At 56.8% G+C, this 16,988-nt stretch carries 15 protein-coding genes and 1 pseudogene; 4 read left to right on the plus strand and 12 right to left on the minus strand.

Annotation, left to right across the window (positions count from 1 at the left end; genetic code table 11):
* Window positions 1–90: 90 nt before the first annotated feature.
* The 3 genes from N018_RS07600 to N018_RS07610 all read right to left on the minus strand — a co-directional run bounded on the left by N018_RS07600 (window position 91) and on the right by N018_RS07610 (window position 3,422).
* The gene (locus N018_RS07600; RefSeq protein WP_025389250.1) at window positions 91–828 is read right to left on the minus strand and encodes an IclR family transcriptional regulator; all 738 of its coding nucleotides are present in this window, start codon (window positions 826–828) and stop codon (window positions 91–93) included.
* Window positions 829–1,025: 197 nt separating this feature from the next.
* Window positions 1,026–2,363, minus strand: a complete 1,338-nt coding sequence (locus N018_RS07605) for an MFS transporter (protein WP_025389251.1) — start codon at window positions 2,361–2,363, stop codon at window positions 1,026–1,028.
* Window positions 2,364–2,444: 81 nt separating this feature from the next.
* Complete coding sequence (locus N018_RS07610) at window positions 2,445–3,422, minus strand: hydroxyacid dehydrogenase (RefSeq protein ID WP_025389252.1); 978 nt, start codon at window positions 3,420–3,422, stop codon at window positions 2,445–2,447.
* 342 nt (window positions 3,423–3,764) lie between these two features.
* On the opposite strand from N018_RS07610, the gene N018_RS07615 reads away from it, so the two are divergent.
* On the plus strand, window positions 3,765–4,442 hold the full coding sequence (locus tag N018_RS07615; RefSeq protein ID WP_024646037.1) for an RraA family protein: 678 nt from the start codon (window positions 3,765–3,767) through the stop codon (window positions 4,440–4,442).
* Window positions 4,443–4,523: 81 nt separating this feature from the next.
* On the opposite strand, the pseudogene N018_RS28500 reads toward N018_RS07615, so the two are convergent.
* Window positions 4,524–4,692: pseudogene (locus N018_RS28500) on the minus strand (IS66 family transposase); the annotation flags it as partial.
* 149 nt (window positions 4,693–4,841) lie between these two features.
* Complete coding sequence (locus tag N018_RS07625; protein WP_038401110.1) at window positions 4,842–5,762, minus strand: LysR family transcriptional regulator; 921 nt, start codon at window positions 5,760–5,762, stop codon at window positions 4,842–4,844.
* A gap of 86 nt (window positions 5,763–5,848) precedes the next feature.
* Here N018_RS07625 and N018_RS07630 point away from each other — a divergent pair, with 86 nt between their 5' ends.
* Window positions 5,849–6,235, plus strand: a complete 387-nt coding sequence (locus N018_RS07630) for a DUF4260 domain-containing protein (RefSeq protein ID WP_038401711.1) — start codon at window positions 5,849–5,851, stop codon at window positions 6,233–6,235.
* A gap of 146 nt (window positions 6,236–6,381) precedes the next feature.
* On the opposite strand, the gene N018_RS07635 is transcribed toward N018_RS07630, so the two are convergent.
* Both N018_RS07635 and N018_RS07640 read right to left on the minus strand, forming a co-directional pair.
* On the minus strand, window positions 6,382–7,452 hold the full coding sequence (locus tag N018_RS07635; RefSeq protein WP_025389255.1) for an alpha/beta fold hydrolase: 1,071 nt from the start codon (window positions 7,450–7,452) through the stop codon (window positions 6,382–6,384).
* A gap of 431 nt (window positions 7,453–7,883) precedes the next feature.
* The gene (locus N018_RS07640; RefSeq protein ID WP_024646033.1) at window positions 7,884–10,298 is read right to left on the minus strand and encodes a DUF3772 domain-containing protein; all 2,415 of its coding nucleotides are present in this window, start codon (window positions 10,296–10,298) and stop codon (window positions 7,884–7,886) included.
* Between the two features lie 337 nt (window positions 10,299–10,635).
* Between N018_RS07640 and N018_RS07645 the strand changes: the two genes are divergently transcribed.
* Both N018_RS07645 and N018_RS07650 read left to right on the plus strand, forming a co-directional pair.
* Window positions 10,636–11,340, plus strand: coding sequence for a glutathione S-transferase family protein (locus N018_RS07645; protein WP_024646032.1), 705 nt, complete (start codon window positions 10,636–10,638; stop codon window positions 11,338–11,340).
* A 228-nt stretch (window positions 11,341–11,568) separates the two neighbouring features.
* Window positions 11,569–12,132 (plus strand): TetR/AcrR family transcriptional regulator, encoded by a 564-nt coding sequence (locus N018_RS07650; protein WP_024646031.1) that lies wholly within the window; start codon window positions 11,569–11,571, stop codon window positions 12,130–12,132.
* Window positions 12,133–12,177: 45 nt separating this feature from the next.
* On the opposite strand, the gene N018_RS07655 is transcribed toward N018_RS07650, so the two are convergent.
* From N018_RS07655 to N018_RS07675, 5 genes are all read right to left on the minus strand, one after another.
* Window positions 12,178–12,990, minus strand: a complete 813-nt coding sequence (locus N018_RS07655; RefSeq protein ID WP_025389256.1) for an oxidoreductase — start codon at window positions 12,988–12,990, stop codon at window positions 12,178–12,180.
* A gap of 116 nt (window positions 12,991–13,106) precedes the next feature.
* Entirely contained in the window at window positions 13,107–14,108 is a 1,002-nt protein-coding gene (locus tag N018_RS07660) for an NADP-dependent oxidoreductase (RefSeq protein WP_025389257.1), read from the minus strand.
* A 78-nt stretch (window positions 14,109–14,186) separates the two neighbouring features.
* Entirely contained in the window at window positions 14,187–14,975 is a 789-nt protein-coding gene (locus N018_RS07665) for an SDR family NAD(P)-dependent oxidoreductase (RefSeq protein ID WP_025389258.1), read from the minus strand.
* Window positions 14,976–15,023: 48 nt separating this feature from the next.
* Complete coding sequence (locus N018_RS07670) at window positions 15,024–16,106, minus strand: alkene reductase (RefSeq protein ID WP_025389259.1); 1,083 nt, start codon at window positions 16,104–16,106, stop codon at window positions 15,024–15,026.
* Window positions 16,107–16,359: 253 nt separating this feature from the next.
* A complete protein-coding gene (locus N018_RS07675) occupies window positions 16,360–16,956 on the minus strand; it encodes a TetR/AcrR family transcriptional regulator (RefSeq protein ID WP_024646027.1) in 597 nt (198 codons plus the stop codon).
* Window positions 16,957–16,988 lie beyond the last annotated feature (32 nt).

Raw genomic sequence — 16,988 nt, forward strand, 5'->3', positions numbered from 1 at the left:
CGAGCCACTGGCACCAATGGGTTCACTAAACGATGTTCTGCCGAAAACGTCATGTCACTGTCCGGCTCCCGTCGGGCGGTGACGTTTCGTTCAAGCCTTGGCTGTTTTCTTGGGGGCAGGCTCATCAGGATCAATAGCCAGCGCGTCGCCCCCGAGGCTACGTGTCAGCTCAAGTGCAGCATTCTGGAAGAGTGGGCAGAAGGTCTGAGCCTGATCAGCCGTCAGCCGACTCGCCGGGCCGGACAGCACCAACGCTCCTATCAGGCTTTCACCTGCGCCGAAGATAGGCAATGCCATCGATGATGCGTGAGGATCGGTTGCTCCTACCGAGTACATGGGTTTTATCATCATCGTCGCCATGGCATAGGGGATACGCAATGCTTGCGCCCCTGCAGCGGCATCCATCGGGCGGGTGTCGCCTGGCTGCATGTGCAGTCGCAAGTGATGAGGTGAGTTGACCCGGTACAGACACATTCGGTATGCGCCATGCCTCACATAGAAGGATGCGGTCTCTCCCGTTTCTTGTGTCAGCCTATGCAGCAACGGCGTGATATGTCGCTCTAGATCCAGTCCATCCTGATAGACGGTGTTTAGCCTCATGATTTCGGTCGCCAACTGGTAGCGGCCATCGGCCATGCGCGTGATCAGGCCATGGTTTTCCAGTGAGACCATCAAACGCATGATCGTGCTTTTGATCAGTCCAGTGCGCTCGGCGATCTCGGCAAGCTCTACAGCGGTGTCTCCCGTCCTGAAGGCAGTGAGCACAGTCAACACCCGATCAGCCGATGCCACCCCGGTGACAGCAGGACGTGGGCGGATTTTGACCATTGGTTTCTCCTTTTAGTAGCGGGCATCAGGAGGTGCATGATGCCCCTGCAAAATACTGCCGTTGACCTGATACGGTAATGTTCAAACGTTTAATTATGCAGCACTTTTGCTGTTTTCAAACGTTGTTGATCTGGTAATTCAGGCAAAAAAAACCGACGCGCGGCAAGGGCCAGGCGTCGGTCTGAAAAACGGCTTAATCAATGGGCGTTAACACCCTCCTTGAGTTTCGGCTCCGCAGTTGCCTCTCCAAGTTGTTTGCGCCCCATGAACAGCACCATAAGCGCCCCTGCTGCGCAGAGTGCTGCGAGGGGTAGAAGGGCCAGAGCGTAGCTACCGGTAGCGTCATGGATCGTCCCGTAAACATTCACCATCACACCGCCGCCAATGAGGTTGGCCATTGCGCCTACTGCTGCCAGACCCGCCGCTGCTGTTGATGAGGAGAGCCAGGTAGAGACCAGCGCCCAGAACGGACCTTTCATTGAGTAAGCGCCGATCAGCACCATGGAAAGCATAACGACCGTCGCGGTGAGGGAAGAGGTGACAAGTGCCAGCAGTAGTCCTGCAGCGATCAACAGCAAGGTAGTTGCTGTGTGCCAGCGACGTTCCCCGGTTTTGTCAGAGCTGCGGCCCCACAGGATCATCAATACGGAAGCGAGGCCGTACGGAATGGCGTTGACCATGCCGATTTCCAGATTGCTCAACCCGAAGGTCTTTAGCAACTGCGGAGCCCATACGCTCATCGTACTGCCTGCGGCGGACGCTCCTGAATAGATCAGCGCCAATACCCAGATGTGTTTATGGCGTAACAGCTTCCACAATGAAATGTGTCCGATAGCGGTCTTGCGGCCACGTTCCTCATCCAGCCGACTGGTGAGCCAGGTACGTTGCTCGTTGCTCAACCAATGCGCCTGCTCTGGACGATCCGTCAGAACAAACAGGCAGGCGATCCCCAGCAATACGGCAGGTATTCCTTCCAGAATGAACAGCCAGTGCCAGCCGCGCATGCCGAACCAGCCGTCCATGCTCAGCAGAAGGCCTGAAAGCGGCGAGCCAATAAAATTTGCGCCAGGTATGGCTACCATGAAAATAGCCACCATGCGTCCACGATAAGCGGCGGGCAACCAGTAGGTTAGATAGAGCAAGACCCCAGGGAAAAAACCAGCTTCTGCTGCGCCCAGGAGAAACCGCATGACATACAGAGAGTTCGCGCCTTGAACGAACGCTGTACCCGCCGAAATGAAACCCCAGGTAATCATTATCCTTGCGATCCAGATCCGTGCGCCGAAGCGTTGCAAGGCCAGGTTGCTCGGTACTTCAACAAAAAAATACGAGACAAAGAAAAGGCTGCTGGCAAGTCCGAAGATGGCTGGCGTCAAACCCAGGTCATGGTTCATCTGGAGTGAAGCCATCCCGATGTTGCCACGATCAATGATCGCCAGGAGGTAGCAGAGAATCAGGAAGGGTAATAAACGCCAAGCGACTTTTCGCATGGTTGAGCGCTCAATGGCGCTGATATCAGTAGAGCTGACAGACATGACTCTCTCCCATTTTGTTCTTTTTGGAGAAAACTTTATGTGTGCCCGAACCGAGATTTAATGTTCGGGTGGTTCGCTTTATCAGCTCTGAAAGAGATGACGATTTACTACTGCACGAGGGTCAGGTGCCGTGCCGTTCCAATAATTAATGATTTGCTGGACAGCAAGCATGCCGACCCGGTCTCGCGCTTCAGAGGTGTTCGCCCCTACATGAGGCGTCGCAACCAGCGTTGGCAGTCCCCAGAGCGGAGAATCTGCCGGCGGTGGTTCCGGGTTGAATGTATCCAGGCCCGCACCCGCAATCTGTCGGGTACTGAGCGCATGAACCAGCGCATCGGTGTCGACCAGTTCGCCGCGCGCGGTGTTGATAAGAATGCTGTTGGAACGCATGCGCTCAAACTGTGCAGCGCTGAACAGGTTGCGGTTTGCTTCAGTCAGCGGGCAATGCAGGCTGATGATATCGCTGGCGTCCAGCAGCGCATCGAAGTCGCTGACGAGCTCGACATTTGGGGCGGCCGGTAGATCTTTTAAATACGGATCGTAAACCTTTACCTGCATCTTCAGCGGAACCACCAACTCCATAAGGATCCGCCCGATCGCGCCTAATCCTACAAGGCCCAGCGTCTTGCCGGACAATTCAATACCGACGGACGTGGCCTTGTCCCAATGCCCGTCGCGCATCCGCGCATCCAGCAATGCGGTCTGGCGTGCCACGGTGAACATTAAAGCGAACGCATGCTCCGCGACGGACTGCGCGTTCGCACCCAGAGCGATCGTTACCGGAATGCCTCGCTCACCTGCGGCCACGACATCAATGGTGTCGTATCCGACACCGTGCTTGGCAATGATTTTGAGCTTCGGTGAAGCGTCGATCATTTCGCGTGTGAGCTTTCCTTGTCTGACGATGATCGCATCAGGCTGCTCGGCAGCAATGGTTGCGATGAGCTCTTCGGCGGGGGCATACGGAACGGTGGGGACGATACGGACGCCATGGGAGGCCGCATGAGCCATGGCTTCAGCGGTTAATGCAGGGCCAGTCAAGAGAATGGTTCGAGTCATGTGCACACCTTGGCTTTTTTATCTGAGTGCGACTGCCGCAATCTGGCGCGGCAGCGTTGGCCAGGTAGAAAGTATCATAATGAAATGGCGTTGCAATATATAAGTTCCTCGCCATTGTGGCGTGAAGCCTTGGCTAAGATGTTCGAGCGATAAATTCATACGAAAAATCAGCTGCTTGACCTAAATTGTGCCAATTGTCGACTTTTGGAAGGGGGGATTCGGATGGGGTTTGATGGAAACCCTGTTGCGTGTAAAAAATATGGATGGTAATTTCGAAACGTCGTTTCATTAATTGCGTCGTTTCAGAATCGTTGTCCTACAAAAATATAAGAGGAATGCAGAATGTCGATTGGATTCAGAGTGCTGGCGCAAAAGCGCAAGGTGGATGCGGAGTGGGTTGAGCGCTACCGCACCGTTCCGGTGGCCAACATCAGCGATTCCATGAACCGCATGACAGCGGGCGGTGCGCAACTGCGTGCAATGCACCGCTCCGGTGTGTTGGTTGGCCCGGCGATTACCGTCAAGGCTCGGCCCGGTGACAATCTGATGCTGCACTACGCTCTCGACATCGCTCAGCCTGGTGACGTCATCGTTGTCGATGCGGGCGGCGACTTGAGTAACGCTCTGATCGGCGAAATGATGGTGGCCTATGCGATCAAAAAAGGCGTCGCTGGTATCGTGATCAACGGCGCGATTCGTGATGCCGCCAGCATCGGCGCTGGAGATTTCCCGCTGTTTGCCGCAGGCGTAACCCATCGCGGTCCTTATAAGGACGGGCCGGGCGAAATCAACGTGCCCATCGCCGTAGCCGGCATGGTTATTGAGCCCGGCGATCTGGTGATCGGTGATGACGACGGCCTGCTCTGCGTTCCTTTTGATCAGGTGAGCGAAGTGTATGATCGCGCCTACGCCAAACACGCAGCAGAGCAAAAACAACTCGAACAGATCGCCCAGGGCGAAAACGACAGGTCCTGGGTTTTGAAATCCCTCACGCAAAAGGGCTGCGAATTTCTTTCCTGAGTCCGCGCATGGCCAGTACGGCATTTGAAGCAGAATAATAAAAAGCCTGCATGGCCAATACCTGTATTGGTACCATCCGTTTCAGAAGCGTCTGGCTGAATGTGGCTCACAGCGAGCCATCACGTTCTTCAGATATACGGGCGGTTCATGCCCATTCATGCGCGCATGAATGGACTGAATTTATGATCGCCGTAGCCCGTTTTCCGCTGCGTGGCAATACGGCGAACAACCAGCTGGAACGCCCAAGAGCCACGCTCGTACAAGCCTCCCATCGAGATCGGCGTCTGTTCGATCCATTGGCTTTTATTCGCTACGTGCAGATCGAAAAACTGTATGCGTACGGCGATCACACTTTGCGGAATAGCGTTCCACGAATTATGCGGGCGTATCTGTAAGCATTTAGCAAAGTGCCTGGCTGTTCTGCGAGTGCGCACGTAATCCTTCCGCTATGGCATTGAATACAACCTGGCAGCGAGCGCTGTTACGAAGGTCTTCATGCATAGCGACCCACGTGTCCATACATATCGAGAACGCGGAGGGGAGTACCCGAACCAACGCTGTATCGCGGGCTGCAACTGCCGACTGGCACACACCAATCCCGAAGCCAGCGCGCATGGCCGCCAATTGTGCAAGCTCACTGTCGGCGCGAAACGCCAGGCTCGCGCGCGCAAATTCCGGGAACTGTTTCAGGAATCGACGGATAAATGCGCTCTCTCGATCGAAACCGATAAGGGTATGGCTGACCAGGTCTTCCAGGGAATCGGGGCTGCCGTAAATTGCCAAATAATTGCGATGGGCATATAGCCCGACCTCAATATCGCCGACACGTCGTGCGATTAGCGCATGTTGGGTTGGCCTGTGCATTCGAACCGCGATATCTGCGTCTCGACGCAGTAGGTCATCAACCTCATTGGACAGAATCATCTCTACAACAAGCTCGGGGTATTGGTTGCGCAACGCCGACAGAATCGGCGGCAAGACTTCAACGCCGATTACCTCGCTGACTGTCAGCCGTACCGTCCCGTGGACATGGGTGTTGCCTTCACTTGCCTTGCGCAGCAACGCTGCCGACATTGCCGCCAAATTGACGGCATAGGGCGCTATTTCATGAGCAGCGAGGGTGGGACTGAAACCATCGGATGAACGAGTAAAAAGTTTCAGTGCCAGAGCGGCTTCAAGGCCGTCAATGTGGCGTCCAGCGGTGGGTTGACTGATGCCCATCGCACGCCCTGCGGCCGACAATGAGCCGGTCTCCAGCACGGCAAGAAACGTTCGGTACCATTCCCAGTTGGGCTCGTGTTGACTCACAGGGCTATCCATTTTTGTATGATAACCATTCGATCTTAGACGATTACGTTTCAGGGGCGCATGAAACAGAATGAATGCTCAATCCCTGGAGAGCGTTCATGTCCAATTTAGCACCATCGGCACCGCATACCGTTCTATGGCAACGTGTAGAGGGGGGGCTTCTATTTGTGACAGGGATTCTACTGTTCTGGCGGGGCGGTTATGACTTCACCTGGTGGCAGGCGCTGATGATTTTTTTCACGCCTGACTTGAGTTTTCTGGGCTATGCATTTGGCCCGAGAGTGGGTGCTTATTGCTACAACACTGTGCATTTGTATGCGGTTGGTGCCGCCGTGTTCGCGGCCGGGTTGATAGGGTCGGTCCCTGATCTTGCCGCGATAGGTGCTCTATGGCTCGCCCATTCGGGGTTTGATCGAATGCTTGGCTACGGTCTGAAGTTGCCACAAGGTTTCACGTTTACCCACTTGGGTATAATCGGTCGTTGAGAGAGTAAGCAACTTTCACACGGTTTGCTGGTATGCGTACGGGCACAGTGTCTTGCTTGATTAAATCCGCTCCCACTTATGCGGGAGCAACCGCTCGCTTTTACTCGCCCGCTGCGTCGGCAGGCGCCTGAGCACGTCCTTGAGATTTATCTCGCCTTTTCAGTCTCACGCATGAACTGCCCAAGCTCCTTGCTATAAAACTTCGCCATGCTCGTGGTGCCGTGGCCACGGGTGTCGGCACTGGCGGGGATAAGTAATAGTCGTGCGTGTTTGAGCTCTTTCATCGACTCCACCAGCCGTCCGGTTTCCGGTGGGTAGCGCTCATCGTCCGCCGAGTTGATAACAAGCACCGGAGCCTGAATTTTTTTCAGACCGGGGGCTGCGTTGTAGTCGGCGGAAGATTGCCATTGGTAGATGAAGTCATTGGCGTCGGCGGGTTGCGCGGCGCTGAGGCGTTCATCCACCAGTTTGTCAGCCTGGGCATGGGTCGGGGCGGCCGCCTGATACGCCAGGGTACCGCCACTGGTGGCGACGCTGAACATCGCGTTGGCCAGGCGCAGGGAAGGCGGTTGCTCGCTGTAGTTACCATTGTTCCAGGCCGGGTCTTGCTTGATTGACTCGATCAGCAAGCGGCGCATCATCCAGTTGCGGGATGACATTTCGGTGGGTTGGGACGCCATGGGCACCAGTGCATCCATCATCTGCGGCCAGGTCTGGCCCCACATCCAGGTTTGCATGCCGCCCATGGAATTGCCGATGATCAGCCTCAGGTGCTTGACACCCAGCCCTTCGGTGACCAACCGATACTGGGCTTGAACCATGTCGGTGTAGTTGTACGCTGGAAACCGAGTGCGCAAACCGTCTGAGGGTTTGCTGGACTGGCCCACGCCGATGCCGTCGGTGGAAATAATGTAGTACTTGCTGGCATCCAGCGGTTGACCAGGGCCAAACAGCTCCCCGCCAAAATCCTTGCTCAGCATATCGCTGCCTGGCCGGTAGGTGCCGTGCAGGAAGAGGATAGCGGGATTCCTGGGGTCGCCGAGGGTGATGTAGTGCAGTTTGAGGTTGGCGAATTTTTCACCGGTATGGAAGGTGAACTGCGGGGCGATCCAGTCGCCCTCGGTCGCGGCGGGTAACGGCGCGGCGCTGACGGCGGAGCCGAGTAAGACTAGAGAAAACAACAGCCCGATCGCGGGACGTGAAATGAATCTGTGCATGGCTATGTCCTATTGTTTTTGTTTTTAGGAGCCCCTGCGCACCTATGCCTGCAGGGGGTTGATCACTTGGCGCGCCTTCCGGTGGCCGGCCCCTGAGTCGGGGCCACCGCGGCGCAAAGTGTCGGGTGCATATAAGAGGGGATGGTTATTCCCATCCTGTTTTGTATTTTTTTCTTGGCGTCATGGGTGTTGAGGAGATAATCCTCCAATGACCAGATCATGTTAAGTTATTTTTTATATAACATTATTTAACAAGGCGGCGTCGCTACTCCTTGAAAAAAACGGGTGGCTCTTAAGGGTGAGTGACTGCCTCAAGCCGGGCAGTCACAGTGATTACGATCTCCATGAGTCTGGAGACGAAGTCACCTAAGCGCCGCAGTGCCCGCTCTTGGGCAAGCACCAGACCACCCACCACGCGGCCCACTCCACGCCTAAGGCGTCACCGACTCGTCAGGAGCCTCTTTTCCGAGCCCCTCATTGATCAACACCATGCTTTGTGGTGCAGACAGCGCGATGCCCAGTTCTCGCAGACGCCCCAGTACGGTGAACAACAGGTCACTCCGTGCGCCGCCCACCGAGCGTGGGCTGTTCACGTAACCACTGGCGCTGATAATCACACCGGTGTTGGTCAGGTCCTTGAAGGTGACTGACGGCGCTGGCGCGTCGAGTATCGCTTCGTGCTCGGTAAAGGCTTGCAGCAGCAGTTCGCGTATTTGCAGAACATCTGTTTCCAGGGGCAGGGTCAGAGTGATTCCGACCACCCCCAACGCATTGCCCATGGTCACGTTACGCACGTTCTGCGTGATGAACTGCGAGTTCGGCACGATCACTGTCGAGCGGTCGGACATCTGGATTTCGGTCGCGCGTACGTTGATCCGGCGGATATCGCCTTCGACCCCCGCCAGGCTCACCCAGTCGCCGACTTTAACCGGACGTTCGGTCAGCAGAATCAGGCCGGAGATGAAGTTCTGCACGATGGCTTGCAGGCCGAAACCGATCCCCACCGATAGCGCACTGACCACCCAGGTCAAATTGGTGAGGCTGATGTTCAGCGTGGACATCACCACGGCCACCACCAGCACAAAGCCGATGTAACCGATCAAGGTCACCAGCGAGGCCTGCATCCCCGCGTCCATGTTGGTTTCGGGCAGCAGGCGTTCGCCAAACCACTCCTTGAGTACGCGCACACCTAGCAGGCCGACGACCAGGCAAATCAATGCCACCAGAATGTCGCGGGGGACGATGTTCAGGTTGCCCAGGGATTTGGACGTGACGTCCATCTGAGCAAAACTGGCGAGCAGCTCGCCCGGACTGGAGCCTGAGGGCAGGAAAACCAGCAACACGGCGGTCAGCAGGAGCAGGGTACGGCCTATGCCCGCCAGTACGGTGCTTGCCTGGGCCTGATGGCGGGTGGACAAGCCCAACGCCGAGCCGAGTGCCATGCCGCCCGGCTGTTTGGGCGACAGGAGGGTTTCGCAGATGTCGCCGAAGCAGGCGATCAACAGGTACGCAGTGGAAGCCACCACGCTCACCCAAAGCAGTTTCACTGCGAGAAAGTAAGCCAGCGTCAGGTAGCCGCTCAACAACGCCAGCAAGCTCAGGCCGACCCACACCGCAACGATAAACGGGATCAGACCGGCAAAGCCTGCTGGCCGCTCCAGCTCAAAGCGTCGGCGAGTTCGGCGGTAGCGCAACAGGGCGTAGAAAAACACCAGCGAAACCGCCAGTGCCGTCAGGCCGTTCACCGCAACCGTCAGTGCCAGGCTGCTGGCTATCACACTGTTGATTCGCTCCTGCGTGCCGATGATCATGAGTGCCAGCGCCAGGATCGCCGGGAAGCGGCCCATGGCCGTGGCGATCTCGTCAGGAATTTTCGGCAGGCGCCATGAGGCGTGCGACAACATCAACAGCGCCCGGCCCAAACCAAGAATGAAGGCGCAAAAGGTGATCAGCGTCTGCACCTGATCAAGCAGGTTGACCACGTCGTTACTGAGTACTGCATGGCTCACGATTCCCCAGCGCAGCAAGGAAGTGGCAATGGTGATGGTAAGAATGGTCGAAAGCCCGACTGCCAGGGCCAGAGCACTGCGGCGCAGGCGGCCTTCGGGTAGCCAGCGAATCATCGCCCATATCAGCAGGCGCTCCAGCAAGCGCCGGACAACCACCCATATGAACAACGCGCCCAGCACCACGCTGATGAATTGCACGCGGTTTTCCGGTGCCAGCGCGCTGTCGAACACCTGACGGACATCCACCAGAAGCCTGTTCAGGCGTCCCAGATCGTCATCGGTAGGGCGAATCAGAGTCGACCAGAATGCCGAGCTGAGTGGGCTTGCCGTCCGGGTACTGATCTGGGAATCGAACAGGCTGCGGCGCAGGCTGAAGATCTGTGTAGCCAGATCCCGGGCTGACTGGCTTAGCGTATTGGTCTCACGTTCATCACTGACCAGCGCGTTTTTCTGAGTGGTCAACGTCTTGCGCTGACTGGTCAGACTTGGCGCCTCGTCAGGCTGCACCGGGCCTAGAATGTTGAGCTGGTCGTTCAGGTGTTCGATGTCGACAGCTTGCTGGGCAATCAGATTGTCGGCTTGCTTCTGGACCTGCAAAGCGGCCTGCCGCAAGCTCGACAGCAAGTCATCATTGGCGCTGACCGTTACCTTTTGCCGGATCTGGTCGAGCTGCTTGTTCAAGTCATCCAGACTCGGAGCTTCCACTGCCGGGGCTGCACTGTTGGAGCTGTCGGCTTGTGGGGCGGGAGTGTTCTGTGCCAAGGCTGGCAAGGTCACGCACAGCAAAAGCAGGGCGAGCAACCCGGTACGAAAACGGTTCAGTGAAGCGTGCTGCATTCTTTTTCCTTCTTTCTCTGTGCTGTGCGGCCTGGCAAGGCCTGTATCTCAAGCCTGGGTCTTGTCTTTTTTTGAGCGGCACTCACCAGCCACCTGAGCACGGCAGACAGGATACCAAGGCGCTCACGTTTGAGCGCTGTCAATGCGGGCCAACCCAGGCCTGAAGGCTGCATTTTCAGCAGAATGCTCTCTGATAGCTAGGCTTCCTGATCAGCGAGTCGTAACGTCACACCTAACAACTGTTAGGTAGGTCGTTGACTCTGCGCGAAAGTACCGCTACGGTATGACTACCTAACGATCGTTAGGTGGATTTTTTACCCCTCTCACAGGCCTGACCATGACCTCTAAATTGCAATTATTCACATCCCCCTCGGCTTTTCCGAATCCTCAACGCCTGCGTTTGTTCATCCACGAAAAAGGTATTGCCGATCAGTTCGACGAAACCATTTATGACATGACTCCCGGCGGAGAGCAGCGTGGCTGGCGTCACCTGAATATGAACCCTTGGGGTGAGACGCCGACCCTCGAACTGGCTGACGGTAGCTACATTTCCGAGACCGCCGCCATCGTTCGTTACCTGGATCAGTCTTATCCGGGACGCAAGATCATGGGCGAGGGGGCACTGGAGCAAGGTCTCGATAACATGTGGGATAACCGGATCTGGGTGCATATCCTCTATCGGATCGTTACTGCGTTTCATGTGTTGCACACCGGGCTCGGTTTCAAACTTGAAATGACCAGGAACGAAGCATGGGGCGAGCACTGCCGCAAAGAAGCGCTGGCACACGCTGCATTGGTCAATCGTCATCTGTCCGACGGCCGCGAGTGGCTGCTGGGCGGCGATGCGCCTACGTTTGCGGATATCACTCTTGCCACCGCGATTGCCTTCTCCAAGTTCCCGGTCAACGCCACGCCGCTGGATGAGCGTTTCGAGTTTCTGGACACGTACTGGAAACGCTGGCAGAAACGCCCGAGTTTCCAGGCCGCCTATGCTGACCGCAGCAGTGGAATTCCTGAGCTGGACTCGCCGGCGGAGGAGTGACTGGCCGGCTGTGCGCATACCTTGTCGCCGAGAACGTCATGCAAGACGTTCCTGGTGAAAGCCGTTGCAGGTCGGAGCCATGAACGATGGCCGTTCATGGCCGGTTCCTTCATTAGCGGCGGATGATTGCTCCGATGCGCCAGACCGCCGTTCTGCCTGACAAAAGTCAGGTTTTTGAATTAGCATGAGTCCCTCTTCAAAAAACGCATCCGAAGCACAAGGCACTAGATGACCATCAACGCCCGAGAGGCCATTCTGCTTGCCGCGAGAAACATCGCTCAGTCACAGGGTTACAACGGCCTTAACTTTCGCGATCTGGCCGCTCAGGTCGGAATCAAACCGGCCAGTATCTACTACCATTTCCCGAGCAAGGCCGATCTGGGTGTTGCGGTTGCCAGGCGATACTGGGAGGACGGTGCCGCAGCACTCGAGACTATCTCCGAAGAAACCCCGGATCCTATCGAAGCGTTACAGCGCTTCCCGGAAATTTTCCGGCGCTCGCTGGAGGCTGAAAACCGCCTTTGCCTAGGCAGTTTTGTCGGTGCTGAAACCGACAATTTGCCAACCGAAATGACGCGTGAAATTCAGATGTTTGCGAAGGTCAATATTGACTGGTTGAGCAAGCTCCTGGTGACCGCGAAAGTATGCCTGCCAGCGGACAGCGAGGTGCGCGCGCAGGCCATTTTTTCGGCGGTAGCGGGCGCTCAACTGGTTGCCAGAAGCCGGTCGGACATTGCTCTTTTTGACACGTTGATCAACGCCTATCGTGCCTGCGGACCGTTACCGGCATAAGTGAGGTGGCTGCTGAGTGGCAGTGGTCACCCCAGCCTCAGCCATTCAAACCGGCAAACGAAACTGCTTGCGCAAGCTCTTGTCGAACACTCCCGCAGGCGCAAAGCGACGCAGCATGCTGATTTGTCGCGCTGCCTTGCCGGCAGTGTATCGATGCCTGGGGCGAGCATCGTTCGCCGCTTTCAGCACGACAGCAGCCACAGCTTCTGGCAGGTCGGCTGTTGGCATTACATCGGCCAGCAGTGCCCTGAACCCTGCTCGGGCCTCATCGTATTCTTTCAACAGCGAATCGGGCTCAATGCCGTTTTGATCGAAGACGGTACGTACAAATGCCGGCTCTACGACCGAAACGCGAACACCAAAGGCACGCACTTCGTGATCGAGCGATTCCGAATAGCCTTCCAGGGCATGTTTGACCGCCGAATAATGAGCAGAGTAGGGCGCGGGTATCAATCCCAGAATCGATCCGATGTTGATGATGCTCCCCTGGCCATGTTGTCGCATCGTTGGCAGTACCGCGTTGGTCATGCGGATAACGCCGAACAGGTTGACATCGAACAGTGCCTGCACCTGCGCGATCGAAAACTCTTCGGCACCGCCCAGCAGCCCGATGCCGGCATTGTTGACCAATAGGTCGATCCGCCCGGTCTGTGCGAGCACGGTGGAGACCAGAGCACTGACAGATTCATCATTCGTCACGTCACAGGTGAGCATCGACACCTGCGAAGGGCTGAGGCCGATCTTGCGGCTTGTGCCAAACACCGTATAACCCGCTCGCGACAGCAACTCGGCAGTCGCACGACCGATACCCGAGGAGGCGCCGGTAACGATGGCGGTTTTTTCGGAAGATTTATTCATGTGGTACTCCAATGCTCAAACGGCTGGATGTAACGACTTCAGGAGTTTGATAACCGAACAGGTCGTTCATTAAAAAGTGCAAGCAATGGCGGTAGTCGAGTGTCCGTCGCCCCCACTCACCTGATCTGTATAACAACCTTGCCTTTAGCGCGACCCTGACCCAAATACTCAAGTCCTTCCCTGGCCTGCTCAAGCGGAAACACCCTGTCGATCACTGGCTTGATCTGACCGTTTTCAAGCAGCTCGCCAATTTTCCCAAGCTGAGTTCCACTCGCGCGAACAAACAGAAATGAGTAAGCCACCTCAGTCTTTCTCGCCAGCCGCATGATCTTGCGACTCATCAAGCCAAAGACGAATGTGAAGAAGAAGTTCATCTGCCGGGCTTGAGCGAAGGCTTTATCCAGCGGACCGACGAGGGATACGATGTTGCCTCCCGGTTTGAGGATGCCTACCGCTTTTTCAATCGTGCCGCCTCGGGTAGTGCCAAGCACCACGTCATAACCGTGCAGCACCTGCTCGAATGGCTGCTTTTTATAGTCCACTACCTGGTCTGCGCCCAGGCCGCGAACCAGCGGGATATTCCCTGTGCTGGTGGTCGTGGCCACGTTGGCACCGAGGTGTTTTGCCAGCTGGATGGCGAAGGTGCCGATGCCGCCCGAGCCTGCTGGTATGAAGACTTTCTGACCGGGTTGAAGGTCGGCGCGCTCTTTCAAGGCTTGCCACGAGGTAAGCCCGACCATCGGAATGGAAGCCGCTTGTACGAAGTCGAGGTTGGCCGGTTTCAGTGCGGCAGCGTGTTCCGGTACAGCGGCGAGTTCAGCGATGGCGCCGCGGCCAAGGTCAAAAAGGCTTGCGAATACGGCGTCGCCTACTTTGAAACGAGTCACTGCGCTGCCAACCTGTATAACGACGCCCGCCAGGTCGCTGCCCATCGTGGCCGGTAGCTGAAACTTCAAGACTGGCTTGAAGGTGCCTGTGGTGATCATGTTGTCGATGGGGTTCAAGCCGGCAGCGTGAACTTCCACTAACAGCTCGTCAGGTTTGATAACCGGGCGAGGAACATGGGTAATCGCGATTTCAGGCGACTTGCCATAGTTTTCGAATGTCAGTGCTTTCATGGTGCTCTCATTTCAATGTCGCCTGACTTCAGGCGCGCCGGTAGCGATGGCCGGAGCAGTCGAATGCGTTACCTCGTTTCACGTTTGTGGCTGATAGCGCTCTGCGGCCTGAGCCTGTCGAATGTCCGACAGTAATCCTTGGCGCGCGCCATCCAGCGAATCCCAACGAGCTGCGACGTGCAGTGGCGGGATGGTCACCAGTTCTCGACGATCAAAGCCAATCAGCGCTGCGTCGACCAGCTCCTCGACGTCCATCACCTCGGGAAGGGTGTTGAGGTCGATCCCGGCGCGCTCCCAGATTTCGGTGCGAGTGGCCGCAGGTAAGACTGCCTGGACGTACACACCCTTGGGCGACAATTCCAGATGCATGCCTTGAGACAGGAACAGCACGAATGCCTTGGTGGCGCCATAAACAGTCATGCCGAACTCAGGCGCAAAGCCAACCACCGAGCCGAGGTTGATGATCGAGCCTGTACCTGACTGCGCAAAGCGCGGGGCCACCGCTGCGGCGAGACGCGTCAGGGCCACGATGTTCAGCGCGATCAGTGTGTCGATAGCCTCGGCGCTTTGTTGAACGAACGCTCCGGATTGCGCCATACCGGCGTTGTTGATCAGAACGCCGATGCTGGCGTCTTCACGCAGGCGGGCTTCGACTGCCGTAAGATCGGCAGCGTGGGTAAGGTCAGCCTGGAGTACCTCGACGGCGACGTTGCTTTCTTCACGCAGCCGCGTTGCCAGGGTATCGAGGCGTGCCTTGTCGCGAGCGACGAGCACCAGATTATGACCACGGCGGGCAAACCGTTCGGCATAAACGGCACCGATACCGCTGGAAGCACCCGTGATGAGTACAGTGGGAAACGTTGTCATGGGGGATGTCCTTGAAAAGTAGGCCGAGGGCAGGGCGAGTAACGGGTTTCAGCCGTTGAGTGTCGGGTAGTCGGTGTAGCCTTCGGCTCCGCCGCCATAGAGCGTTGCCTGGTTGAGCGGCGCCAGCGGAGCGCCGGTTTTCAAGCGTTCGATCAAATCAGGGTTACTGATGAACGGACGGCCGAAAGCGATCAGGTCTGCCTCGTTCGCATTGATGCGGGCAGTGGCGAGTTCAAGGTCGTAGCCGTTGTTGGCCAGGTAGGTCTGCTTGAAACGCTGGCGCAGCGCGTCGTAATCGAATGGCGCAACATCACGCGGGCCGCCAGTGGCGCCTTCCACCACATGAATAAAGGCAATACCCAGTTCACTGAGCTGCTCGGCGATGTAGTCGAATTGCGCTTGTGGATCGCTGCTGGAAACGCCGTTGGCAGGCGAAACCGGCGAGATCCGCACCCCAGTGCGGTGCGCACCGATTTCCTTGGCCACTGCGGCGGTGACTTCCAGCAGCAGGCGCGCGCGATTTTCTATCGAGCCGCCATAGGCATCAGTGCGCAGGTTGGCATTGTTCTTGATGAACTGATCAAGCAAATAACCGTTGGCGCCGTGAATTTCCACGCCGTCGAAACCTGCGGCAATGGCGTTGGCCGCGGCCTGGCGAAAGTCGTTCACGATGCCAGGTAACTCTTCCAGCTCCAGCGCGCGCGGCTCGGATACATCGGCAAAACCGTTGTTGACGAACGTTTTGGTCTGCGCGCGGATGGCTGAAGGTGCGACCGGCGCCTCACCGTTCGGTTGCAGGTCAACATGGGACACCCGGCCCACATGCCAAAGCTGCACAAAAATGCGTCCGCCCTCGGCATGCACAGCATCCGTGACGTTGCGCCAGCCAGCGATCTGCTCCGGTGTGTACAGCCCCGGAGTGTCCTGATAACCCTGCGCCTGGGCGGAGATTTGCGTCGCTTCGGTGATGATCAGTCCGGCAGAGGCGCGTTGTGCGTAGTAGGTCGTCGTCAGGTCTGTAGGCACCAGACCAACGCCTGCGCGGTTACGGGTGAGGGGCGCCATGACGATACGATTTGCGAGCGTCAAGTGACCTAATTGGGTGGGTTCGAAAAGCGCTTTCTCGGACATGTGTTCAGCTTCCGGCTTGTGGATGACGCTTATGATTACGATCAAAATCTATAATGTCAATTTATTGATGTTGATCGACATCAAAGTGGTCGATGCCAGTCTTTATCAGCTATCGAGCGCGGGGAGGTGAAGCGTGTCATCAGAAAAGCCGGCCAAATAGCGCACGCGCCGTCGCGAGCACTTTATCGGAAGCGTGCTCGCGACGACGTTTGCGTATCGATCTGACGGAGAGAAGTGCGTCTGTTTTTCAGACTTATGGCGTAAGCACTGAACGGGTCAACAGTTGGAATATCGATTCGGCAGAGGGAATGGGCGGTTTATCTGTCTTTCTGTCAATCGTCAGTGATGCGTAGCCATGCGCGGTACTCCAGGCGAGGAAGGTGCGTTGTTCAAGCACTGCCGGATCAGGTTCGCTACCGTGTTTCGCTGTCCAGGCGTGGCGTATCGACTGGCGGAGCACTTGCAACGTACGTTCACCCGACTCCAAAAGCCTGGGTAACGTGCGGTTGACGCCAGCGCCATACATCAACCGGAAATGCTCAGGGTAAGTTTGAGCGAAATTGACATAGCCGATGCCGCAGCCGAGCAGCGTGTCGTCCAGCTCCTGCTGCGCGGCAAGAATGGTATCGGCCATGCGCTCGTAACCATCGGCCACGACTTCGGCCAGCAGGTTTTGCAGAGAACCGAAATGGTGAGCGGGAGCGGCGTGAGAAACGTTTGCCCGTCTTGCGCACTCACGTAGCGACATGCCGCGCACGCCTGCTTCCGCCACAATATCCCAGGCTGCCTGACGCAAGACGGCTGGCAGATTGCCGTGGTGGTAGGTCCGCGGGGTGTCTGACGTCGACATGTGACGCTCCCTATCATGAAATAAAAGTTATA

Origin of the sequence: Pseudomonas syringae CC1557 (genome assembly GCF_000452705.1) — a bacterium.
Taxonomy (GTDB): Bacteria; Pseudomonadota; Gammaproteobacteria; order Pseudomonadales; family Pseudomonadaceae; genus Aquipseudomonas; species Aquipseudomonas syringae_F.